At 63.9% G+C, this 21,260-nt stretch carries 18 protein-coding genes, 1 tRNA gene and 2 pseudogenes; 10 read left to right on the top strand and 11 right to left on the bottom strand.

What is annotated here, in order from left to right; translation table 11 throughout:
• Window positions 1-9: 9 nt before the first annotated feature.
• Window positions 10-86, bottom strand: a tRNA-Arg gene (locus KUO17_RS10560).
• A 285-nt stretch (window positions 87-371) separates the two neighbouring features.
• Here KUO17_RS10560 and folD point away from each other — a divergent pair.
• Window positions 372-1,226: a bifunctional methylenetetrahydrofolate dehydrogenase/methenyltetrahydrofolate cyclohydrolase FolD gene (folD, locus tag KUO17_RS10555; RefSeq protein ID WP_217975509.1), complete on the top strand. Its 855-nt coding sequence runs from the start codon at window positions 372-374 to the stop codon at window positions 1,224-1,226.
• A gap of 101 nt (window positions 1,227-1,327) precedes the next feature.
• Here folD and KUO17_RS10550 read toward each other — a convergent pair whose 3' ends face one another.
• The 6 genes from KUO17_RS10550 to KUO17_RS10525 are packed head-to-tail and all read right to left on the bottom strand — an operon-like array spanning window position 1,328 to window position 7,259.
• A complete protein-coding gene (locus KUO17_RS10550; RefSeq protein WP_217975508.1) occupies window positions 1,328-3,070 on the bottom strand; it encodes an ABC transporter substrate-binding protein in 1,743 nt (580 codons plus the stop codon).
• Between the two features lie 47 nt (window positions 3,071-3,117).
• Window positions 3,118-3,390: a DUF2160 domain-containing protein gene (locus KUO17_RS10545; protein WP_217975507.1), complete on the bottom strand. Its 273-nt coding sequence runs from the start codon at window positions 3,388-3,390 to the stop codon at window positions 3,118-3,120.
• 10 nt (window positions 3,391-3,400) lie between these two features.
• Complete coding sequence (locus tag KUO17_RS10540) at window positions 3,401-4,201, bottom strand: carbohydrate ABC transporter permease (protein ID WP_217975506.1); 801 nt, start codon at window positions 4,199-4,201, stop codon at window positions 3,401-3,403.
• A gap of 9 nt (window positions 4,202-4,210) precedes the next feature.
• The gene (locus tag KUO17_RS10535) at window positions 4,211-5,074 is read right to left on the bottom strand and encodes a carbohydrate ABC transporter permease (RefSeq protein ID WP_217975505.1); all 864 of its coding nucleotides are present in this window, start codon (window positions 5,072-5,074) and stop codon (window positions 4,211-4,213) included.
• On the bottom strand, window positions 5,071-6,165 hold the full coding sequence (locus KUO17_RS10530; protein WP_217975504.1) for an ABC transporter ATP-binding protein: 1,095 nt from the start codon (window positions 6,163-6,165) through the stop codon (window positions 5,071-5,073). The genes KUO17_RS10535 and KUO17_RS10530 overlap by 4 nt, the downstream gene beginning before the upstream one ends.
• Complete coding sequence (locus KUO17_RS10525; RefSeq protein WP_217975503.1) at window positions 6,165-7,259, bottom strand: ABC transporter ATP-binding protein; 1,095 nt, start codon at window positions 7,257-7,259, stop codon at window positions 6,165-6,167. Before KUO17_RS10525 ends, KUO17_RS10530 begins: the two co-directional genes overlap by 1 nt.
• A gap of 273 nt (window positions 7,260-7,532) precedes the next feature.
• Between KUO17_RS10525 and KUO17_RS10520 the strand changes: the two genes are divergently transcribed.
• The 4 genes and pseudogenes from KUO17_RS10520 to KUO17_RS10505 all read left to right on the top strand — a co-directional run bounded on the left by KUO17_RS10520 (window position 7,533) and on the right by KUO17_RS10505 (window position 11,315).
• Complete coding sequence (locus KUO17_RS10520) at window positions 7,533-9,299, top strand: sigma-54-dependent Fis family transcriptional regulator (protein WP_217975502.1); 1,767 nt, start codon at window positions 7,533-7,535, stop codon at window positions 9,297-9,299.
• Between the two features lie 186 nt (window positions 9,300-9,485).
• Window positions 9,486-10,532 carry an ornithine cyclodeaminase gene (locus KUO17_RS10515; RefSeq protein ID WP_217975501.1) on the top strand — a complete coding sequence of 349 codons (1,047 nt, stop codon included), beginning with the start codon at window positions 9,486-9,488 and terminating at the stop codon, window positions 10,530-10,532.
• Between the two features lie 52 nt (window positions 10,533-10,584).
• Window positions 10,585-10,808 (top strand): annotated as a pseudogene (locus tag KUO17_RS10510) (histidine/lysine/arginine/ornithine ABC transporter ATP-binding protein); the annotation flags it as partial.
• A 12-nt stretch (window positions 10,809-10,820) separates the two neighbouring features.
• Window positions 10,821-11,315: an Lrp/AsnC family transcriptional regulator gene (locus KUO17_RS10505; RefSeq protein WP_163943881.1), complete on the top strand. Its 495-nt coding sequence runs from the start codon at window positions 10,821-10,823 to the stop codon at window positions 11,313-11,315.
• 116 nt (window positions 11,316-11,431) lie between these two features.
• On the opposite strand, the gene KUO17_RS10500 is transcribed toward KUO17_RS10505, so the two are convergent.
• From KUO17_RS10500 to KUO17_RS27135, 3 genes and pseudogenes are all read right to left on the bottom strand, one after another.
• The gene (locus tag KUO17_RS10500; protein WP_217975500.1) at window positions 11,432-13,132 is read right to left on the bottom strand and encodes a putative bifunctional diguanylate cyclase/phosphodiesterase; all 1,701 of its coding nucleotides are present in this window, start codon (window positions 13,130-13,132) and stop codon (window positions 11,432-11,434) included.
• A 21-nt stretch (window positions 13,133-13,153) separates the two neighbouring features.
• Window positions 13,154-14,212 carry a methyl-accepting chemotaxis protein gene (locus KUO17_RS10495; protein ID WP_425274846.1) on the bottom strand — a complete coding sequence of 353 codons (1,059 nt, stop codon included), beginning with the start codon at window positions 14,210-14,212 and terminating at the stop codon, window positions 13,154-13,156.
• Between the two features lie 177 nt (window positions 14,213-14,389).
• Window positions 14,390-14,719: pseudogene (locus tag KUO17_RS27135) on the bottom strand (PAS domain-containing protein); the annotation flags it as partial.
• 185 nt (window positions 14,720-14,904) lie between these two features.
• Here KUO17_RS27135 and KUO17_RS10490 point away from each other — a divergent pair.
• The 5 genes from KUO17_RS10490 (at window position 14,905) to KUO17_RS10470 (ending at window position 18,771) form a co-directional block, all read left to right on the top strand.
• Window positions 14,905-15,219, top strand: a complete 315-nt coding sequence (locus KUO17_RS10490) for a helix-turn-helix domain-containing protein (protein WP_217975498.1) — start codon at window positions 14,905-14,907, stop codon at window positions 15,217-15,219.
• Window positions 15,220-15,470: 251 nt separating this feature from the next.
• Complete coding sequence (locus KUO17_RS10485) at window positions 15,471-16,796, top strand: C4-dicarboxylate transporter DctA (protein WP_217975497.1); 1,326 nt, start codon at window positions 15,471-15,473, stop codon at window positions 16,794-16,796.
• Between the two features lie 36 nt (window positions 16,797-16,832).
• Entirely contained in the window at window positions 16,833-17,537 is a 705-nt protein-coding gene (locus KUO17_RS10480) for a FadR/GntR family transcriptional regulator (protein ID WP_217975496.1), read from the top strand.
• 15 nt (window positions 17,538-17,552) lie between these two features.
• Window positions 17,553-18,239 (top strand): GntR family transcriptional regulator, encoded by a 687-nt coding sequence (locus tag KUO17_RS10475; RefSeq protein ID WP_217975495.1) that lies wholly within the window; start codon window positions 17,553-17,555, stop codon window positions 18,237-18,239.
• Between the two features lie 166 nt (window positions 18,240-18,405).
• Window positions 18,406-18,771: a DUF7079 family protein gene (locus KUO17_RS10470; RefSeq protein ID WP_217975494.1), complete on the top strand. Its 366-nt coding sequence runs from the start codon at window positions 18,406-18,408 to the stop codon at window positions 18,769-18,771.
• A gap of 18 nt (window positions 18,772-18,789) precedes the next feature.
• Here KUO17_RS10470 and KUO17_RS10465 read toward each other — a convergent pair whose 3' ends face one another.
• Window positions 18,790-21,213, bottom strand: a complete 2,424-nt coding sequence (locus KUO17_RS10465) for a TonB-dependent siderophore receptor (RefSeq protein WP_255263517.1) — start codon at window positions 21,211-21,213, stop codon at window positions 18,790-18,792.
• Window positions 21,214-21,260 lie beyond the last annotated feature (47 nt).

The raw sequence follows: 21,260 nt of genomic DNA, 5'->3' as shown, positions 1-21,260 counted from the left end.
TGCCTGTAATGGCGCACCCGGCAGGACTCGAACCTGCGACCATCCGCTTAGAAGGCGGATGCTCTATCCAGCTGAGCTACGGGCGCATATTTAATCTGCTTTCCGTGAAGATTACAAATTAACTTTCAGTCCAACCGAACAAGCTATCAAAACCACTCATTCTGCCTGACCTTGCTAACCAGTGCTAGGCTCTGCCCGACAAGTGCGATGAATGTTATAGACGAGCGGCAAAGTCGTCAACACCTTTTTGAAAAAAATTCATTTTATTTAAGGGGTTAGGGGAATTGCCAGACCAAGCGCCTTTGCCCTGGCCCCCGGTCATGCGAGAATGCGCGCTCTTTTTATTCCCTCTCGATGGTTAATCACGCGTCATGACTGCACAACTTATCGACGGCAAGGCGATCGCCGCCAGCCTGCGCCAGCAGATCGCCCAACGTGTCGCGCAGCGTCGCGAGCAAGGCCTGCGCACCCCCGGCCTGGCAGTGATCCTGGTGGGCAGCGACCCTGCCTCTCAAGTCTATGTTTCGCACAAACGTAAAGACTGTGAAGAGGTCGGCTTCATCTCCCAGGCCTACGACCTGCCCAGCGACACCACCCAGCAGGCCCTGACCGAGCTGATCGATCGCCTCAATGATGACGCGAACATCGACGGCATCCTGCTGCAACTGCCACTGCCGGCACACCTGGATGCCTCGCTGCTGCTGGAGCGCATTCGCCCGGACAAGGATGTGGACGGTTTCCACCCTTATAATGTCGGTCGCCTGGCGCAACGTATCCCGCTGCTGCGCCCGTGCACCCCTAAAGGCATCATGACCTTGCTGCAAAGCACCGGTCAGGACCTGTACGGCATGAACGCGGTCGTGGTCGGCGCCTCCAACATCGTGGGCCGCCCGATGGCGATGGAACTGCTGCTGGCCGGCTGCACCGTGACCGTCACCCACCGCTTCACCAAGGACCTGGCCGGCCACGTCGGCCGTGCCGACCTGGTGGTGGTTGCTGCCGGCAAGCCGGGGCTGGTCAAGGGCGAGTGGATCAAGGAAGGCGCGATCGTGATCGACGTCGGCATCAACCGCCAGGACGACGGCAAGCTGGTGGGCGACGTGGTCTACGAGACCGCCCTGCCCCGCGCCGGCTGGATTACTCCAGTGCCAGGTGGTGTCGGGCCGATGACCCGCGCATGCCTGCTGGAGAACACCTTGTATGCGGCTGAAGAGCTGCACAAGTAAGGTTCTGGTAGCGGCATGAGAAACGGCACCTTGGGGTGCCGTTTTTTTTGACTCGAACTTGATGGCCCCATCGCGGGGCAAGCCCGCGATGGGCTCGTCCCTTACTTGCGCGCAGCCTCCCAGGATTTGAGCAGCTCGCTGTAGCTCACCGTCTCACCCTGCGGCTTCTCGTTGGCCAGCTTGGGCTTGGGCGCCCCCGGCTGGTCGAACCAGTACTGCGCATCACGCTCGGCATTGAGCTTCGGCCCGCAATTGGGCTGCGCCTTGGAACGCTCCAGGCGCGCCAGGATCGCATCCTGGTCCTTGGCCAACCCGTCCAGCGCCTGTTGCGGGGTCTTCTCGCCACTGGCCGCCTCGGCAATATGGCTCCACCACAACTGCGCCAACCGCGGATAGTCCGGCACGTTGGTACCGGTCGGTGTCCACTGCACCCGCGCCGGGCTGCGGTAGAACTCCACCAGCCCACCCAGCTTGGGCGCCAGGTCGGTCATGGCCTGCGAATTGATGTCCGACTCGCGAATCGGCGTCAGGCCCACGATGGTCTTCTTCAACGATACCGTCTTGGACGTGACGAACTGCGCGTACAACCACGCCGCCAACCGCTGTTTCTCGGGCGTCGACTTGAGGAAGGTCCAGGAGCCGGTGTCCTGATACCCAAGCTTCATACCCTCCTCCCAGTACGGCCCCTTGGGCGACGGCGCCATGCGCCATTTCGGCGTGCCATCGGCGTTCATCACCGGCAGGCCCGGCTTGGTCATGTCGGCGGTGAATGCGGTGTACCAGAAGATCTGCTGGGCGATGTTGCCCTGCGCCGGCACCGGGCCCGACTCGGAGAAGGTCATGCCCTGCGCCTCGGGCGGCGCGTAGGCGCGCATCCAGTCCACATACTTCTGCGTCGCATACACGGCCGCCGGGCCATTGGTGTCACCGCCACGGGTCACGCTCGACCCCACCGGGTGGCAGTCCTCCACGCGTATGCCCCACTCGTCCACCGGCAAGCCGTTGGGCAGGCCCTTGTCGCCGCCGCCCGCCATGGAGAACCACGCATCGGTGAAGCGCCAGCCCAGCGACGGGTCTTTCTTGCCATAGTCCATGTGCCCGTAGATGCGCTTGCCGTCGATCTCCTTGACGTCCTCACTGAAGAACCTGGCGATGTCTTCGTAGGCCGACCAGTTCACCGGCACGCCCAGCTCATAGCCGTACTTCTCCTTGAATCTGGCCTTCAGCTCCGGGCGTTCGAACCAGTCGGCGCGAAACCAGTAGAGGTTGGCGAACTGCTGGTCGGGCAGCTGGTAGATCTTGCCGTCAGGGGCAGTGGTGAAGGAGATACCGATGAAGTCCTTCAGATCCAGCGTAGGCGACGTGAAGTCCTTGCCTTCGTTGGCCATCAGGTCGGTGATCGACTCGGTCTTGCCATAGCGAAAGTGCGTGCCGATCAGGTCAGAGTCATTCACCCAGCCGTCATAGATGTTCTTGTCCGACTGCATCTGGGTCTGCAGCTTCTCCACCACATCGCCTTCCTGCAGCAGGTCGTGGGTCAGCTTGATACCGGTGATCTCACTGAAGGCCTTGGCCAGCACCTTGGACTCGTATTCGTGGGTAGCGATGGTTTCCGACACCACGTTGATCTTCATGCCGCGAAACGGCTCGGACGCCTTGATGAACCACTTGAGCTCCGCAAGCTGTTGCTCGGGCGTCAGGGTGGAGGGCTTGAACTCGCTGCCGATCCACTTCTTCGCCGCATCCTCGTACGCATCGGCCCAGGCGCTGGCAGTAAAACTGCCAAGCACCAGCAAGGCGGCCAGGGTCATGCCATGTCGCCGGTTCTTGTTGTTGTCGAACATAGTGATCTCCCGATTGAATTTCCCTGGAGCCGCGCCGAACCGCTCGGCTAACCCCAACGCATCACCACCAACAGCCAGGCCAGCGACAGCAGCGAGGCCACCCACAGGTTCCAGTCGGTCACGCCGATCACCAGCAGATGCAGGTAGGCGCTGACCAGCAGACCGATAAACAGGCGATCGCCCCGCGTGGTCGCGATCGGCAGAAAGCCGCGACGCTCCACGCAGGGCCGGCGCAACTCCAGCACGGTCATGCCCGCCAGCAACACGCCGATGGCCACGAAGAACAGCGCGGTGGGCAGGGTCCAAGCCATCCAGTCCATGGCGCTCTCCTCACACCCGGCCCAGGGCAAAGCCCTTGGCCACGTGGTTGCGAACAAACCAGATCACCAGCATGCCCGGCACGATGGTCAGCACCCCCGCCGCCGCCAGCACGCCCCAGTCGATACCGGAGGCCGACACGGTGCGGGTCATCACCGCGGCGATCGGCTTGGCGTTGACCGAGGTCAGGGTGCGCGCCAGCAGCAGCTCGACCCACGAGAACATGAAGCAGAAGAACGCCGTCACACCGATGCCCGAGCCGATCAGCGGGATGAAAATCCTGCCGAAGAAACGCGGGAAGCTGTAGCCGTCGATGTAGGCAGTCTCGTCGATTTCCTTGGGCACCCCGGACATGAAACCCTCCAGGATCCACACCGCCAGCGGCACGTTGAACAGGCAGTGGGCCAGGGCCACGGCAATGTGCGTGTCGAACAGCCCGATCGAGGAATACAGCTGGAAGAACGGCAGCAGGAACACCGCCGGCGGCGCCATGCGGTTGGTCAGCAGCCAGAAGAACAGGTGCTTGTCGCCCAGGAAGCGATAGCGCGAGAACGCATAGGCCGCCGGCAGCGCCACGCTCAGCGAGATCACCGTATTCAGGCATACGTAGTACAGCGAGTTGATGTAGCCGCTGTACCAGCTGGCGTCGGTGAAGATCACCCGGTAGTTGGCCAGGGTGAAGTCCTGCGGCCACAGCGTCAGCCCGCCAAGGATCTCGGTGTTGCTCTTGAACGACATGTTCAGCAGCCAGTAGATCGGCACCAGCAGGAACACGATGTACAGCAGCAGGGGCACGCTCTTGCGCAGACTCATCATGCCCTCCTAGTGCTTGTCGGCATGGGTCATGGCGGTATAGAACAGCCACGACACCAGCAGGATGATCAGGAAGTACACCAGCGAAAACGCTGCCGCCGGGCCCAGGTCGAACTGCCCCACGGCCATCTGCGTGAGGGTCTGGCTGAGGAAGGTGGTGGCGTTGCCCGGCCCGCCGCCGGTAAGCACGAACGGCTCGGTGTAGATCATGAAGCTGTCCATGAAGCGCAGCATCACCGCGATCAGCAGCACGTTCTTCAGCTTGGGCAACTGGATGTGCCGGAACACCGCCCAGGCCGAGGCACGGTCGATGCGCGCCGCCTGGTAGTACACGTCGGAGATCGCGCGCAGCCCCGAATAACACAGCAGCGCCACCAGCGAGGTCCAGTGCCACACGTCCATCACCAGCACCGTGACCCAGGCATCCATGGTGTTGGCCGCATAGTTGTAGTTGATGCCCAGCTGGTTCAACGTGGCACCGAGCAGGCCGATGTCGGCACGCCCGAAGATCTGCCAGATGGTGCCGACCACGTTCCATGGAATCAGCAGCGGGATGGCCATGACGATCAGGCACAACGACGACCAGCGCCCCTTGCTCGGCATGCTCAGGGCGATGCCGATGCCCAGCGGAATCTCGATCAGCAGCACGCACCCGGAGTACACGAACTGACGCAGCAGCGAGTCATGCAGGCGCGGGTCCTGCAACACCTGGCGGTACCAGTCGGCGCCGACGAAGTAGCGGCTGGACTGGTCGAAAATGTCCTGCACCGAGTAGTTGACCACCGTCATCATCGGCACCACGGCGCTGAACGCCACCAGCAGGAACACCGGCAGCACCAGCCACCAGGCCTTGTTGTTGTGCACCTTGTTCATGCCTGGGCCTCCAGCAGCACATCATCGACATACAGCATCAGCCACTGCGCCGGAAAACTGACCCAGGCCTGGCCCTCGGGCACCACGCGATCCTCGCCCAGGCGCACCTTGAGTGCCGCGCCGTCCAGGTCCAGGGTAAGAATCCTGTAGGTGCCGAGGTCTTCGACATCCACCACCCGCGCGCGGTAAGCCTGCTCGAACGGCGCATCCCACACCTGCACGAACTCGGGGCGGATACCCACCTGCACCCGGGCCGCCGACAGGTGCGCCAGTTGCGCCTGCAGCGTGGTCGACAGCGGCAGGTGGGTCGAGGCAAAGCCGACCCCGCCGGGCTGCGCCTGCACCGTGATCAGGTTCATGCCGGGGCTGCCGATGAAGTAGCCGACAAAGGTGTGGCGCGGGCGCTCGAACAGCTCGCGCGGGGTGCCGAACTGGACGATCTGCCCGCCGTACATCACCGCGATCTTCTCGGCGAAGGTCGAGGCCTCCAACTGATCGTGGGTCACGTAGATCATGGTGATGTTGAACTGCTCATGGATCTGCTTGAGCTTGCGCCGCAACTTCCACTTCAGGTGCGGGTCGATCACCGTCAGCGGCTCGTCGAACAGGATCGCCGACACGTCATCGCGCACCAGCCCGCGGCCCATGGACACCTTCTGCTTCTCGTCGGCACTGAGGTTGCGCGCCTTCTTGTGCAGCACGCTGCCCAACTCCAGCACCTCGGCGATTTCCGTCACCTTGGCGGTGACCCGTGCCTCGTCGTGACCCTGGTTGCGCAAGGGAAACGCCAGGTTGTCGTACACCGTCATGGTGTCGTACACCACCGGGAACTGGAACACCTGGGCGATATTGCGCGCCTGCGGCGACAGCGTGTTGACCACCTTGCCGTCGAACAGCACCTGGCCCTGGGACGGGGTGAGCAGCCCGGAGATGAGGTTGAGCAAGGTCGACTTGCCGCAGCCCGACGGCCCCAGCAGCGCGTAGGCGCCGCCCTGTGCCCACACATGGTCGAGTTCGCGCAGCGCATAGTCGTCGTTGCCAGGGTGCTTGCTGTAGCTGTGCGCCAGGTGCTGCAGGCGGATCTCGGCCATCAGGCAGCCCTCGTTTCACGCACGCCCGGGGCCTGGATCAACGCGCCGTCGGTGGCGAAGACAAACAGCTTGTGGGTCGGGATATAGATGCGAATGGGCGTATCCACGCCGTACTCGTGCACGCCCGGCAGGTGCAGGATCAGGCTGAACTGCTCGTTGCGCACATGCAGGAAGGTTTCCGAACCGCTGATCTCGGCCAGTTGCACCTGCACCGCCAGCTCAAGGTCATCGTCATTGGACGGCACCAGGCTGATATGGCTGGGGCGCACGCCGAAGCGATAGTTGCCATCGCCGATGCGCTTGAGGTCGGCATTCATCGCAAAGTGCACCACCCCGGCAAAACTGACTTCGTTGCCGGCGATACGCCCCGGCATCAGGTTGATCGGCGGCTCGGAAAACAGCTCGGCGGCCAGCACGCTGCAGGGCTGGTGGTACACGTACGGAGTCCGCCCGCTCTGCACGATGCGGCCCTCATGCAGGATCGTCGTGGTACCGCCCAGCGCCAGGGCCTCGTTCGGTTCGGTGGTGGCGTACACGGCAATGCAGTGGCGCATGGCGAATAGTTCGCGCATCTCCTGGCGCAGCTCTTCGCGCAGCTTGTAGTCCAGGTTCACCAGTGGCTCGTCGAACAGGATCAGTTCAGCGTCCTTGACCAGCGCCCGCGCCATGGCCGTGCGCTGCTGCTGGCCACCGGACAGCTCGAGCGGATAGCGTTCGAGGTACTTCTCGATGCGCAACATGGCAGCGGTGCGCTGCACCCGTTGGTGGATTTCGTCTTCGCTGACACGGCCCTGGCGCAACGGCGAGGCGATGTTCTCGAACACATTCAGCGTCGGGTAGTTGATGAACTGCTGATACACCATCGACACATTGCGCTGGCGCACCGGCCGCCCGGTGACATCCACAGCGTTCATCAGCACCCGTCCGTGGTCGGGCCGATCCAGCCCGGCCATCAGGCGCATCAGGCTGGTCTTGCCGGCCAGGGTGCGGCCGAGCAGGACGTTGAACGAGCCGGGCTCGAAGCTCAGGCAGGCATCGGCGATACAGACCTGGCCGTCGACGGTACGGCTGACGTGCTCCAGCGTGAGCGACATGGGCGACCCTTTTCTTGTTGTTGGGCGGGCGCTGCAGTACAGCCAGATTCGTGCCAGCGCCGTGTTCAGCGCGCAAGGCCTTGAAAGGGTTCAGGTTTACGTGTGCCTGCGGCCAGGGCAGGTTCGCCGATGAACACAAATGAACAACCCGCGCTGAACAACTGAACACCCGGAAATTGACAACGAACAGGACTGAACAACACTGGATAAACGCTGGCGGCTCGATCCACGCCGCACAACAACAACCACACAGCCTTCACACAGGACAGGCCCATGGCCGCTGCTGCCGCGACCCACACGCAATTGATCCAGGCGTCCTGGGCGCGTTGCCGGGCCTTTGGCCTGGACCACCACTCACTGCCGGATTTCGGCAGCGCCTCGGCACAGCAACTGCGCACGTTGCTGGAACGCCAGCACCTGCTGCTGCACACCACCCGCGACGAAGTGCTGCCAGGCTTCACGCATCTGCTCGGGCGCTCCAGCTACCTGATCATGCTCAGCGACGCCCAGGGCCATCTGCTCGAAACCTGGGGCACCCGGCATTGCCCGGACCCGCGCCAGGCCAGCGGCTTCATGCCTGGCGCCTGCTGGCTCGAACGGGGCGTGGGCACCAACGCGATCGGCACGGCCCTGGCCTGCCGCCAGGCGGTGCACGTGGGGCATGACGAGCACTTCCTCACACTCAACCGCTTCATGGCCGGGGCCGCAGCGCCGCTGTTCGACGGCGAACGCCAGTTGATCGGCGTGCTCGACGTGTCCAGCGACAGCTATCTACCCTCATCACAGACCCTGGGCCTGGTGCGCATGCTCAGCCAGAGCCTGGAGAACCGCCTGATCCTGCGCGGCTACGCCGGCCAGTGCTGGCAACTGAGCTTCAATACCGGGCCCAACAACCTCGACAGCCAATGGGCCGGGCTGCTGCTGTTCGATGCCCAGGGCACGGTGCGCGCGGCCAACCGGCGGGCCGACAGCCTGCTCGGGCAAAGCCCATTGCACGCCAGCGTGGAGCACCTGTTCCAGACCCCGCTGGGCCAGTTGCTCGCCAACCCGCCGGCGCACGCGTTCGCGGTGCAGGTGGCCGAACGCAACCGCTTCCATTGCCAGCTCGCTGCACCCACCGCACGCCCTGCCCAGGCACCGCCCGCCGACACCGACCCGCGTATCGGCAAGGCGCTGCGCCAGGCTACGCTGCTGCTGGAGAAGAACGTGCCGCTGCTGATCCACGGTGAAACCGGGGTCGGCAAGGAGGTCTTCGTCAATGCCCTGCACCAGGCCAGCAGCCGCGCTGCGCACCCGCTGGTGGCGGTGAACTGTGCCGCCATCCCCGCCGAGCTGGTGGAATCGGAGTTGTTCGGCTATGAAAAAGGCGCGTTCACCGGCGCCCACCACAAGGGCAGCACGGGGCTGATTCGCAAGGCCGACCGCGGCATCCTGTTTCTCGACGAAATCGGCGACATGCCGCTGCCGACCCAGGCGCGCCTGCTGCGTTTTCTGCAGGAGCGCTGCATTCAGCCACTGGGCGGTGGCGAGCCGATCCAGGTGGATATCCGTGTGGTCTCGGCCACCAACCACGACCTGCAACACCAGGTCCGTGCAGGCCTGTTTCGCCAGGACCTGTACTACCGTATCGCCGGGCTGAGCCTGACCTTGCCGCCGCTGCGCGAACGCAGCGACCGGCGCGCGCTGATCGAGCGACTGTGCCAGCAGTACCGCGAACCGGGGCAGCCCGGCGTGCTCAGCCACAAGGTGCTGGCGCTGCTGCTGGAGCACCCGTGGCCGGGCAACCTGCGCCAGCTGGCGAGCGTGTTGCAGGTGGCCCTGGCGTTGGCCGGGCGCGCACCGGTGAGGTTCGAGCACCTGCCCGACAGTTTCTTCGTCGACCTGCCGGGGGCGTCTTCGCCCGCCACCGCCCCCACCGATGACCTGGCCACGCTGCTCAAGGCCGCCAACGGCAATGTCTCGCAACTGGCGCGCCAGCTCGGCGTCAGCCGCACCACGCTCTACAAGCGACTGCAGGCGCAAGGGTTGCCTGCAACGTGAAACCTCGCAGCCGATTCGGCTGCCAATCCCCGCTTTTCAGCTTGTCCCGGCTGAGCACCCAGCGTGCTTCAGCGGGGATTGCAACGCCACCGCATCGACAATAGAGCCATTCGCCACCCGGGTGCGGGCCTCGGTGCAGGCAACCTGCCCGTGCGCCACTGAACCGCCTACAAGAAGGAGCACATCATGACCCGCTACATCGACGTTAACGACCTCAGCCAACTGGTAGCACGCAAGGGCCTGACCACCTGCCTGGGTGAAATGGCCGAGTACATCCGCGAGGACTACCTGCGCTGGCACGACTTCGAAAAATGCGCGCGCCTGGCCAACCACTCGCCCGATGGGGTGATCGAGCTGATGCCGGCCTCCGATGCCAACCTGTATGCTTTCAAGTACGTCAACGGCCACCCGAAGAACACCCAGCACGGCATGCTCACGGTGATGGCCTTCGGCGCCCTGGGCGATGTCGACACCGGCGCACCGCTGCTGCTCAGCGAGATGACCCTGACCACCGCGATCCGTACCGCCGCCACCTCAGCCCTGGCCGCCCGCTACCTGGCACGCCCCAACAGCCGCAGCATGGCGCTGATCGGCAACGGTTCGCAGAGCGAGTTCCAGGCCATCGCCTTCCATGCCCTGCTGGGTATCGAAGAGATCCGCCTGTATGACCTGGACCCCAAGGCCACCGCCAAGCTGGCGGCCAATCTGCGCGCCTTCCCGGCAATCAAGGTGGTGCTGGCCGGGTCCGTGGCCGAGGCAGTACGCGGCGCCGACATCGTCACCACGGTGACCGCCGACAAGGCCTACGCCACCATCCTCACCGCCGACATGATCGAACCCGGCATGCACCTGAACGCCGTGGGCGGCGACTGCCCGGGCAAGACCGAGCTGCACCGCGACATCGTCGACGCGGCACGGGTGATCGTCGAGTACGAGCCGCAAAGCCGTATCGAAGGCGAGATCCAGCAGATGCCCGCCGACTCGCCGATCACCGAATTCTGGCAAGTGGTCAATGGCCAGGTGGCCGGCCGCGAGCACGACGCGCAGGTCACGCTGTTCGACTCGGTCGGTTTCGCCATCGAAGACTACTCGGCCCTGCGCTACGTGCTCGACGCGGCCAAGGCCCTGGAGATCGGCCACGAGATCGCGCTGGTACCCGACCTCGACAACCCCAAGAACCTGTTCGCCCTGCTTCAGCCAGCGCTTCAGGCCGTAGAGAAGAAACGCGCCTGAACCGCGTCGTCGCGCCACCGACAACGGCCGTGCACCGGTTACGGCCGTACGACTGGACCCGGAACGGGTCGGCGAAGTGCTCAAAGTCATACAGACGCTGGCCGAGGAAGGCCGTACCATGCTCATGGTCACGCACGCGATGGGCTTTGCCCGCCAGGTGTCGAGCCAGGTGCTGTTCCTGCATCAGGGCCGGGCGAAGAACAGGGCGGCGCGCAGAGGCTCGACCAGCCGCAGCGCGAACGCCTGCAGCAATTTCTCTCCAACCGTTTGAAGTGAATCAACACCATCATGGAAACCAAGGCCAACCGTTCGCACGCCACGCCGCCGCTGGACCGTATCGACGAAGCCATCATCGATGTGCTGCGCCATAACGGGCGCATCACCTACGAGAAACTGTCTTCACTGGTGCACCTGACGCCCAGGCCGTGCCTGGAGCGGGTGCGCAAGCTGGAGCGGCGCGGGGTGATTCGCGGTTACGGTGCAATCATCGATGTGCAGATGGTGTCGCCGGGGCTGTCCCTGCTGGTGCTGGTGGCGCTGTCCAACCAGAGCGGGCGCTCGGCGCAACGCGCCTTCGAGGCCTGCATGAAGGCGTGCCCGCAGGTGCTGGAGTGCCAGTTGATCAGCGGGCACTTCGACTACAGCCTGCGCATGCGTTGCCGCGACATGGAGCATTACCGGGTGTTGACCGAAACGTGGATGAACAACGACGAGTTGCACATCGACAAGCTGGTGGCGCACCCGGAGCTGGCAGTGGTGAAGAACACGGCGCCACAGTTGTAATCGCGAATTTTCGTCAACAGCGCCGGCCCCTTCGCTGGCAAGCCAGCTCCCACAGGGTTCTGTACCGATCACACAACCTGTGGGAGCTGGCTTGCCAGCGAAGGGGCCCTTGAGCCTCAGACAGATTGCGCCGACACCACCCACTCATGCGGCTGTACATACCCGCCCACCCAGCCCAGCACCTCAGCCGCCGGCATCGGCCGGGCAATCCCGTAGCCCTGCGCCACCTCGCAGCCCAGCCCCATCAGCAACTCGCCGTGCTCGACCGTCTCCACGCCCTCGGCAATCACCTGGCGCCCGAACGCCCGCGCCAGGCCGATCACCGCCCGCGTCAACGCCAGGTCGTCCTGGTCATGCAGAATGTCGCGCACAAATGACTTGTCGATCTTGATGGTCTGCGTCGGCAGCCGCTTGAGGTAGCTCAACGAGGAGTAGCCGGTACCGAAATCATCCAGCGAAAACTGCACACCCAACTGCTGACAGGCCTCCAGGCACTCGCTGACCCGCTGGATGTTCTCGATCGCCACCGACTCGACGATCTCCAGGTCCAGCATGCGTGGCGCCACGCGCTCATGGCGCGCCAGCAACAGGCGCAGGCGCTCGACAAAGTCGGCGCGCTGAAAATGGCGCGCCGCGATGTTCACGCTCACCGACCAGCGATACCCGGCCTGCTGCCACTGCTGCAGCTGCGCCATCGCCTGCTCGATGACCCACTCGCCGATGTCCACGATCAGGTCGGTCTGCTCCACCAGCGGCAGGAACAGCGCCGGTGGCACCAGCCCCCGCAGCGGGTGCTGCCAGCGCAACAAGGCCTCGAAACCGAGCACCGCGCCGCTGCGCATGTTCACCTTGGGCTGGTAGAACAGGCGCAGTTCGCCGCCTTTCAAGGCACGGCGCACACGCTCAACCGTCTGGTGCGTGGCCTTGACCTCCTGGTCCAGCGACACGTCGAACAGGTGAAAGCGGTTACGCCCGCTCTGCTTGGCCACGTACATGGCCTGGTCGGCATGGCGCAGCAGGGTATCGGCATCATCATTGTCGGACGGGTACAAGGTCACACCGATACTGGCACTGACACTGATCTGCTGCTCGCGGATCGAATACGGCGCCGCCACCGCCGACAACACACGGCCCAGCACCGTGCGTAACTGCGCGTGGTTTTCGACATGGCGCAGGATCAGCACGAACTCGTCGCCGGAAAGACGCGCCACCGCATCACCGCCACGCAGGATGCCCTTGAGGCGCGCGGCCACTTCCACCAGCAACAGGTCGCCGCTGGAGTGCCCGTAGCCATCGTTGACCGCCTTGAAGCCATCCAGGTCAAGCATGCACACCGCCAACGCCGAGCGCTCGGTGCGGGAGAACTCCAGGGCCTGGTTCAGCAGGTCGGACAGGTACGCACGGTTGGGCAAGCCGGTGAGCACGTCATGCCCCACGCGCCACTGCAGGGTGTGCAGCAGCTGACGTTTCTCGCTCACGTCAAAACGGATCGACACATACTTGCGCACCTTGCCGGTGGCCGGATCCAGCAGCGGCACCATGGTGCTGTCGACCCAGTACAGCGAACCGTCCTTGGCACGGTTGCAGATCTCGCCCTTCCACACCTTGCCGGCCACCAGCGACTGCCACATGCCGGCAAAGAACTCGCGCCCGTGCAGGCCGGAATTGAGGATGCGGTGGTTGGCCCCCAGCAACTCCTCCTGGCTGTAACCGGAGATACTGCAGAACTGCTGGTTGACGTAGGTGATACGCCCGCTCAGGTCGGTCTCGGAAAAGATCGCGGCCGCATCGACGGCCGCGCGGTAATTGTCATCCATGATGCGTTACCACCCTGACGGCTATCGGTTGAAGCGTTCAACCAGGGCACGCAGGCCGGAAGAAATATGCTCCAGCTCACCCCCGCGCGTGGCCGCGGCATTGGCGTTGTCGGCAGTCTTCTGCACCGTGCCGGCCACCCGATTGATCTGCCGCGACACGTCCTCGGCCACATGCGACTGCTCTTGCGAGGCGGCGGCCATCTGCTGGGTCATGTCGGTGATGCGCTCCACTGCCTGGCGAATCCCTTGCAAGGCCTGTTGCGCCTCGACCACCTGGGCCACGCCCTGCTCGGCCTCCTGGATACCCAGGTTGGCGATGTTCACCGCCTCCTCGGCCCCCCTGCGCAGGGTCTGGATAATGCCCTGGATCTGCTGGGTCGACTGACGGGTCTTGCCCGCCAGTGCGCGCACCTCGTCGGCTACCACCGCAAAACCGCGACCCTGTTCCCCGGCGCGCGCCGCTTCGATGGCGGCGTTGAGCGCCAGCAGGTTGGTCTGGTCGGCAATGGCCTGGATCACACTGGCAGCCAGCATGATGTCCTGGGTCTGCCCGGCCAGTCGGCCGACAGCCTGGTTGATCTCGGTCACGGTGCTGGCCAGCAGCTGGATGGCCTCACGCGAGGTACCGGCCACCTGGCTGCCCTGCTCGGCCAACAGGTTGGCGGTGCCGGCTTCACTGGCGGTCTGTTGCACATGCACGGCGACTTCGGCGATGGATGCCGCCATCTCGGTCATCGCGGCGGCGGTCATGTCGGTTTCGGCGCGCTGCTCGAGCAGCGCCGACTCGGTGGTGTTCGACAGCCGGCTGGAGTCGGTGGCGGCCACGGCCATCTGGTTGGCCAGGTCGCTCAGGCGGGTCAGCGCGGTCTTCAGGCGCGCCTCTTCGCTGATCAGGATCATCTGCAACTGCGCGGTCGGGCCCAGCTCGTCGCTGTAGGTCAGCGCACTGATCGGGTCGGAAAAGGTTTCTGGCGTACTCTGCACGATCTGCTGCAACTGGTGGCGCAGGCGGCTGTGGCCCCACAGGCCCACGGCGGCGAACAGCCCCGCGGTGATGCCATGGGCAAGCAGGCCGGGCACCCAGTACTGCGCACCGATCGCCAGTGCAGCGGCCAGCACCGGCACCACCAGCACCTGGGCCTGCGCGACCACGCGGCGCCCGAGCGCCACGGCAGGTTTGCCTTCACGCAAGCGCGCATACAAGGCTTCGGCGCGCTGCACCTGGTCGCGGGTAGGCTTGACGCGCACCGACTCGTAGCCCACCAGGCGCCCGTTTTCGAGCACCGGCGTGACGTAGGCACTGACCCAGTAGAAGTTGCCGTTCTTGCAGCGATTCTTGACGATCCCCATCCAGCTCTGGCCGGCCTTGAGGTACTGCCACATCAGCGCAAACACCGCAGGCGGCATGTCGGGATGACGCACCAGGTTGTGACTGCTGCCGATCAACTCGGCCTGGCTGAAACCGCTCATGGCGGCAAATTCAGCGTTGCAGTAGGTAATGTTGCTGGTGGTGTCGGTGGCCGAAATCAGCCGCTGGTGCTCGGGAAAGGTTTGTTCGACAGCCGTTACCGGCAGATTGAGACGCACTGTAAAGCTCCATGGGGTGCACGACAAAGCCTAGCCTGCTGGCTTTGCAACCTTGTGCCTGAAATTCGGTCCTAACAAGGGATTCTACGAATCCCATCACCTTTTGCAAGGTTTAGTGATGAATAGTGACGTTGTCTAATCTCGAAATTTATCGTTAAGTTCTTGATTCTAAATGGGAATCGACGATGGATATATCAAGTTTGGGTCCAGCCATCAGACGCTACCGCAAGGTAGCCGGGCTTACTCAGGCTGAGCTTGGCGAAAAAACCGGTTTTGACCCCAAGACCATCAGCCGCTTTGAAACCGGCAGCTACACCCCCAGTGTCGAAGCATTGATCAATTTTGCCGACGTGCTTGGCGTCAAGCTCAATGCCTTTTTCACGGACCTGGACAATGCGGACGAGCAGCGTGCCTACCTGTTCGGTGTCATTCACAAAGCCCTGCCCAAGGACCTGGGAAAACTGATTGCGGCGGTAGATCTGGCCCTGTCCAAGCCGTGACCACCGCCCCCGCAAAAGCGTGACAGGCGCGTGTTTGAGCCGCTTGAAACGCTTTTGTCGCACCCTCGACCCGCAACTGGTCAGACCGGTAAAACCAATTTATACCCACTCATCCCTAAAGCGCTTGCAAACCCGCAAAACGCGCGCCTACACTGCGCCTGCACTGGACATACCGGTAAGACCACAATAATTAAGTCTGTCGCTCGGCTCACCCCGCCAGCAGTACGGACCACCGACCAGAGATCCCTCCCATGCTCAAATGGTGCTCGCGTTCGATCTTCCTGCAAGTAGTGCTCGGCCTGATGCTTGGCATCGCCTGCGGCCTGAGCTTTCCTGAAGTTTCCATGCAACTCAAACCCCTGGGCGACGGCTTCATCAAGCTGATCAAGATGCTCATCGGGCTGATTGTGTTCTGCGTAGTGGTCAGCGGTATTTCCGGCGCTGGCGACCTGAAGAAAGTAGGCCGCATCGGCCTCAAGTCCGTTATCTATTTCGAAGTACTGACCACCATCGCACTGGTACTGGGCCTGGTGCTGGCCTTTACCTCCGGCATCGGTACCGGTGCCAATATCCACCTGGACCAGCTGTCCACCGCCGATGCCGGCGCACTGGCCGAGCGTGGCCAGCATATCCAGGGCACCGCGGCCTTCCTCATGGGCCTGATCCCCAACTCGGTGATCGGCGCCTTTGCCGACAACAACATCCTGCAGGTGCTGCTGTTCGCGGTGCTGTTCGGCAGCGCGCTGAACCTGGTAGGTGAAGCCGCCTCGGGCATCACCCGCCTGATCAACGAACTGAGCCACGTGATCTTCCGTATCATGGGCATGATCGTGCGCCTGGCACCGATCGGCGTGTTCGGCGCCATCGCCTTCACCACCAGCAAATATGGCCTGGACTCGCTGCAGCACCTGGGCGGCCTGGTAGCGCTGTTCTACGTGACCTGTGCAGGCTTTGTGCTGGTGATCCTGGGCACGGTGATGCGCGTGTCGGGGCTCAAGCTGTTTCCGTTCCTCAAGTACATGCGTGAAGAGCTGAGCATCGTGCTGGGCACCGCCTCCTCCGATGCCGTGCTGCCACAGATCATGCGCAAGCTCGAACACCTGGGCATCGGCAGTTCTACCGTCGGCCTGGTGATCCCGACCGGCTACTCGTTCAACCTTGATGGCTTTTCGATCTACCTGACCCTGGCCATCGTGTTCATCGCCAATGCCACCGGCACGCCGCTGGCCATGACCGACCTGCTGACGATTTTGCTGGTGTCGCTGATCACCTCCAAGGGCGCCCACGGCATCCCCGGCTCGGCGCTGGTTATCCTGGCGGCCACCCTCACTGCGGTACCGGCGATCCCGGTGGTGGGCCTGGTGCTGGTGCTGGCGGTGGACTGGTTCATGGGTATCGGTCGCGCACTGACCAACCTGATCGGCAACTGCGTCGCCACCGTGGCCATCGCCCGCTGGGAGAAAGACATCGACCTTGAGCGTGCCAACAACGTGCTCAACGGCAAGCAAGGCTTCAGTTTCCAGGCGCGCAAGCTGCCAACCCCCGCCCCCACCCCCGCCCACCAACAGGATTTCTAGGTAACAACGTATGCGTGTCTTCTCAGGGAGCGAACAGTGATTACCTCATCGACGGTAGTGAATGCGGTAGTGGAAAAACTGCGCCAGGCGCTGGCCCGTGGCCAATGGCGCTCGGGCGAGATGCTCCCGGGGCAGCGCGAGCTGGCCGAGCAACTGGGCATCAGCCGCCCGAGCCTGCGTGAAGCGGTGACCGTGCTGGAAACCCTGGGGCTGGTGCGCTCCATGCCAGGCAAAGGCGTGCTGGTACTCGAACCCGGCACGCTGGAACTGGTGCAGGCACCAGCCGCGGTGGCCGGGGCCAGCCTGGAGGACGTGCTGCAACTGCGCTACACGCTGGAGCCGTTCATTGTCGGGCTGGTGGCGCAGTCGATCAGCAGCAAGGAAATCGGCCAGTTGCGCCTGACCCTGATGGACATGCGCGAGGCCCTCGACGCCAACGACAGCGAAGCCGGGGTAAGCGCCTACATCGCCTTTCACGAGGAGCTGTTCGCGCTGACCGCCAACCCGATTTTCCAGAGCGTGGTGCAGCAGACCAGCAATGCCCTCAAGCAGAGCGCCCAGGTGCTGCGCAACTCGCCCGAGCACCTGGCCGCCCGTCTGGAGGAGAACGAGGCGGTGGTGCGTGCCATCCGCAACAAGGACAGCGCCCAGGCCAGCGCGCAGATGCGCCGGCACATCCTGCAGGAAGGCCTGCGCATGGGCATCGAATTGACCATCCCGGATGAACATCCGGGCAACTGACCCAGGAGAGCGACCATGAACGCCTGCCCTGCCACCCCTATCGGCACCGCCCTGCCTGCACTGCTGGCCGCTGGCGAGCAGCGCCTGAGCGCTGACGAGATCTACCCGCGTCTGTTCGACGCCATTCTCGAACAGCGCCTGGCACCGGGCACGGCCTTGACCGAGCACGCGCTGGGCGAGGCGTTCGGCGTGAGCCGCACCGTGATCCGCCGGGTGCTGGGGCGCCTGTCCGATCAGCAGGTGGTGGTGCAGCGCCCGGCGCACACAGCCAAGCTGGCCGCGCCAGACCCGCAGCAGGCGCGGCAGATCCTCAGTGCACGGCGCCTGGCCGAGACCACCCTGATCGGCCTGGCGGCACGTCGCACCAGTGCACCGCGCATTCGCCAGTTGCGCGAGCTGATTGCACGCGAGCGCAAGCACCATGAGCAGGGCCAACGTTGCACAGCGATCCGGCTGGGTGGCGAGTTTCACCTGAAGCTGGCGGAGATGGCCAACAATGCGCCGTTGACGCGGTTCCTCAACGGGCTGGTGCCGATGACGTCATTGATCATCGCCCAGTATGAGACCCAGCCGTGCGAGCACTGCGCGTGGCAGGAGCACGCGGCGCTGGTGGATGCGCTGGAAGATGGCGACAGCGAGGCGGCGTTGCAGTTGATGCATCAACATCTGGACCGCATCGAGGCCAAGCTGAGCCTGGATTGAAAGGGTGGCGTGCCCTTCGCTGGCAAGCCAGCTCCCACAGGTGTGTCACCGCTCTCTAGGCCAGTGGTGTACCTGTGGGAGCTGGCTTGCCAGCGAAAGGCGCACCGCGCTTGACCGGCAAGCGGCAAACCGCGCAGCATCGGGCATCGCTGCCAGAGCCTTCACCGTGACCCTCGAACAACGCCACCGCGTTCGCGCCCTGCTCTCCGAGTCCTTCGTCGACAGCTGGGTGGACTACGCCTGGATCGCTCGCGAACTGGAGCCCTTCGACCTGGCCGAGCTCAAGCACATCTTCTACGAAGAAGTCGCACCGGTCTGCTACTACAACGTCGTGGCGCCGGTGCCGCCGGTGTGGACCGGCTTCGAACCCGTATCGCTCAATGAAGAGATCGAGGAGCTGCTCCAAGCACGCCGGCGCAACCCGCTGCGCCGGCACTGGGACCGCCTGTGGAAGGTCACCTGGATCCGCCTGTGGAGCTACGAATGCTGGGACGCGATCCACAAGGCCTGCCTGGCACAACGGCAGGCCTGAGGCCTCAGGACACGCGCCTCAGAAATCCCAGCGCGTAGTCACCATCACGTTGCGCGGGTCGCCATAGGAGGCCGAGTTGTAGAAGCCGATGTTGGTGAAGTAGGCCTTGTCGAACACGTTGTTGACGTTGAGCGTGGCCGACAGCTGCTCGCTGATCTGGTAGCGCGCCATCACGTCGACCAGCCAGTAGGGGTCCTGGGCGAACTCTTCCTTGCGGTTCTTCTTGTCGTTCACCAGCACCTGCCAGCCCTTGCCCTGCCAGCGCGCGCCACCGCCGACGGTCAGGCGATCCAGCGGGCCCTTGAGCTTGTAGCTGGTGTAGAAGCTGACCTGATCCTCCGGCTCCCAGGTCGACACCTTGGCGCCCTGGTCGTCGCGGATCACCTTGTGGGTGTAACCGCCCTGCAGTTGCCAGCCTTCGGCCAGTTCGCCGGAAATCTCTGCCTCGACGCCCTTGGTCTTGGCCTTGATACCCTCATAGGCATACTCGATCGCCGGGTTGGTCGGCTTGCTGTTGTAGTCCACATCCGCCTCGCCACGGCTGCTCTGGTGGATCTCGAAGTACGCCAGGCTGGCATTCAGGCGCCCGTCGAGGAACTCGCCCTTCAGGCCCACTTCGTAGTTCTGCCCTTCATCCGGGTCGAGCAGGCGATTGTTGCGGTCGCGGTACCAGGCATCCTGGGGCATGAAGATATCGGTGTAGCTGGTGTACAGCGACAGGTTGTCGGTCAGGTCGTACACCGCACCCAGGTAGGGCAGCAGGCGATCGTCCTCGCGACCGTTGGAGGTGAAGCCATTGATGCGGTAGTTGGCCAGGCGGGCACCCAGAATCAAGGTCAGGTCATCGGTGGGGTGCAGCCGCGTGGTCAGGTAGGTACCGGTCTGGCGAACGCGGTCATCCACGGTCTGGGTCTGTGCGCCCCAATCCGGTTCGTCGATGTCGCCGTCCCAACTGCCGTAGTCGACGTTGTTGCCATTGGGGTATTTGGCGCTCCACCAACCCTTGCCTTCCCAGTGCGACTGAGCGAACGAGGTACCGACCACCAGTTCATGCTCGCGCCCGAACAGCTCGAACGGCCCGCTCATGTAGAGGTCGGCCGAGTTGCTGACGGTCTCGCCGGTATACTTGGCCGAGTAGATGCTGGCCGTGCCGTCGGCACGCGGGTAATAGCCCTGGATGGAGCCCAGCGGCGCGTCGTAGCCGTTGATCTTGTGGTCCAGTTGGGCCTTGCCGACCCAGCCGTTGGCCAGGTGGTGCTCAAGGCTGGCGAACACGGTGCGGGTGTACTGGCTCCAGTTGCTCCATTTCGCGCCGTTGTTGAAATGGCGTGGCAGGTCGTTGCGGTTGCCCGCCGCATCGAACAGCGGAATGCTGCCCGACCAGCTCGAGCCCTCCGGTTTGTTGTCCTGATAATCGCCGCCCACGGTCAGCAGGGTATCGGGGCTCAGGTCGAACTCCAGGATGCCGTAGTACACGTTGGTCTTGCGCTGGTAGTGGTCCATGAACGAGTGCTTGTCCTGGTAGGCCGCCACGGCCCGCCCACGTACATTGCCGCTTTCCGTGAACGGCCCGCCCACGTCGATCTCGCTGCGGTAGTTGTCCCAGCTGCCGGCGCCCAGGGTGAAATGCCCCTTGAAGTCGGCGGTCGGCTTCTTGCGTACCAGGTTGATGGTCGCCCCCAGCGAACCGGCTCCGGTGAGCAGGCCGGTGGCGCCCTTGAGCACCTCGACGCGGTCGTAGATGGCCATGTCGCTCAGCGTGTTGCCCGCCGAATAGCCGACGTTGCGCGCCGTGGAAGGAATGCCGTCGTACTGGAAATTGTTGATCGAGAAACCACGGGCATAATAGCTGGTGCGGTCACTGTCGAACGCCGACACGGTGATGCCCGGCGTATGGCGCATCACGTCGTCGATGTTGTTCAGGCCGAAGTCGTCCATGTGCTGACGGGTGACCACGGTGATGGACTGCGGCGTTTCGCGCGGGGTCAGCACCAGCCGCGTGGCGGTGGCGATGGTACCCGGGGTGTAGGAACCGCTGTCTTCAGTGATGGTGCCCAACTGGTTGCTGGTGACCTCGGTCACACCCAGGTTGAGCGCAGCGCCCGCCTCTGGCTGCGGCGCCAGGCTGTAGCGCCCGTCGTCTTCACGCAGGGCAACCAGCCCGCTGCTGGCAAGCAATGCCTGCAAGGCCTGCTCGACGCTGTAGCGCCCGTGCAGGCCGGCGCTGGTCTTGCCCTGCGTGAGCTGCGGGTCGAACGACAGCACCACGCTGGCCTGGGCGGCAAAGCCGTTGAGCACCTGGCCAAGGTCGCCGCGGGCCAGGTTGTATTCACTCGGGGTTGCGCTGTCGGCATAGCTGACCACCGGCAAAGCCAGGGGCCACAGCAGGGTGGAGCACAACAGCGTGGTACGCAGCCTTGCCGCGCCCGGGGTACGGGTCATCATCGTTCGTTTCTCTTCTGGTTGGCAGTCAGGCCATGACGCCTGCA

Source organism: Pseudomonas aegrilactucae, assembly GCF_019168305.1.
Taxonomy (GTDB): domain Bacteria; phylum Pseudomonadota; class Gammaproteobacteria; order Pseudomonadales; family Pseudomonadaceae; genus Aquipseudomonas; species Aquipseudomonas aegrilactucae.
Note: the sequence above shows the minus strand (reverse complement) of the source record. Positions and strands in the feature narration are given on the sequence as shown.

What these genes read in the sequence shown, in the direction of transcription:
- folD (WP_217975509.1), top strand. Translation starts at nt 372, where the DNA reads ATGACTGCACAACTTATCGACGGCAAGGCGATCGCCGCCAGCCTGCGC.
- KUO17_RS10550 (WP_217975508.1), bottom strand. Translation starts at nt 3,070, where the DNA reads ATGTTCGACAACAACAAGAACCGGCGACATGGCATGACCCTGGCCGCC.
- KUO17_RS10545 (WP_217975507.1), bottom strand. Translation starts at nt 3,390, where the DNA reads ATGGACTGGATGGCTTGGACCCTGCCCACCGCGCTGTTCTTCGTGGCC.
- KUO17_RS10540 (WP_217975506.1), bottom strand. Translation starts at nt 4,201, where the DNA reads ATGAGTCTGCGCAAGAGCGTGCCCCTGCTGCTGTACATCGTGTTCCTG.
- KUO17_RS10535 (WP_217975505.1), bottom strand. Translation starts at nt 5,074, where the DNA reads ATGAACAAGGTGCACAACAACAAGGCCTGGTGGCTGGTGCTGCCGGTG.
- KUO17_RS10530 (WP_217975504.1), bottom strand. Translation starts at nt 6,165, where the DNA reads ATGGCCGAGATCCGCCTGCAGCACCTGGCGCACAGCTACAGCAAGCAC.
- KUO17_RS10525 (WP_217975503.1), bottom strand. Translation starts at nt 7,259, where the DNA reads ATGTCGCTCACGCTGGAGCACGTCAGCCGTACCGTCGACGGCCAGGTC.
- KUO17_RS10520 (WP_217975502.1), top strand. Translation starts at nt 7,533, where the DNA reads ATGGCCGCTGCTGCCGCGACCCACACGCAATTGATCCAGGCGTCCTGG.
- KUO17_RS10515 (WP_217975501.1), top strand. Translation starts at nt 9,486, where the DNA reads ATGACCCGCTACATCGACGTTAACGACCTCAGCCAACTGGTAGCACGC.
- KUO17_RS10505 (WP_163943881.1), top strand. Translation starts at nt 10,821, where the DNA reads ATGGAAACCAAGGCCAACCGTTCGCACGCCACGCCGCCGCTGGACCGT.
- KUO17_RS10500 (WP_217975500.1), bottom strand. Translation starts at nt 13,132, where the DNA reads ATGGATGACAATTACCGCGCGGCCGTCGATGCGGCCGCGATCTTTTCC.
- KUO17_RS10490 (WP_217975498.1), top strand. Translation starts at nt 14,905, where the DNA reads ATGGATATATCAAGTTTGGGTCCAGCCATCAGACGCTACCGCAAGGTA.
- KUO17_RS10485 (WP_217975497.1), top strand. Translation starts at nt 15,471, where the DNA reads ATGCTCAAATGGTGCTCGCGTTCGATCTTCCTGCAAGTAGTGCTCGGC.
- KUO17_RS10475 (WP_217975495.1), top strand. Translation starts at nt 17,553, where the DNA reads ATGAACGCCTGCCCTGCCACCCCTATCGGCACCGCCCTGCCTGCACTG.
- KUO17_RS10465 (WP_255263517.1), bottom strand. Translation starts at nt 21,213, where the DNA reads ATGACCCGTACCCCGGGCGCGGCAAGGCTGCGTACCACGCTGTTGTGC.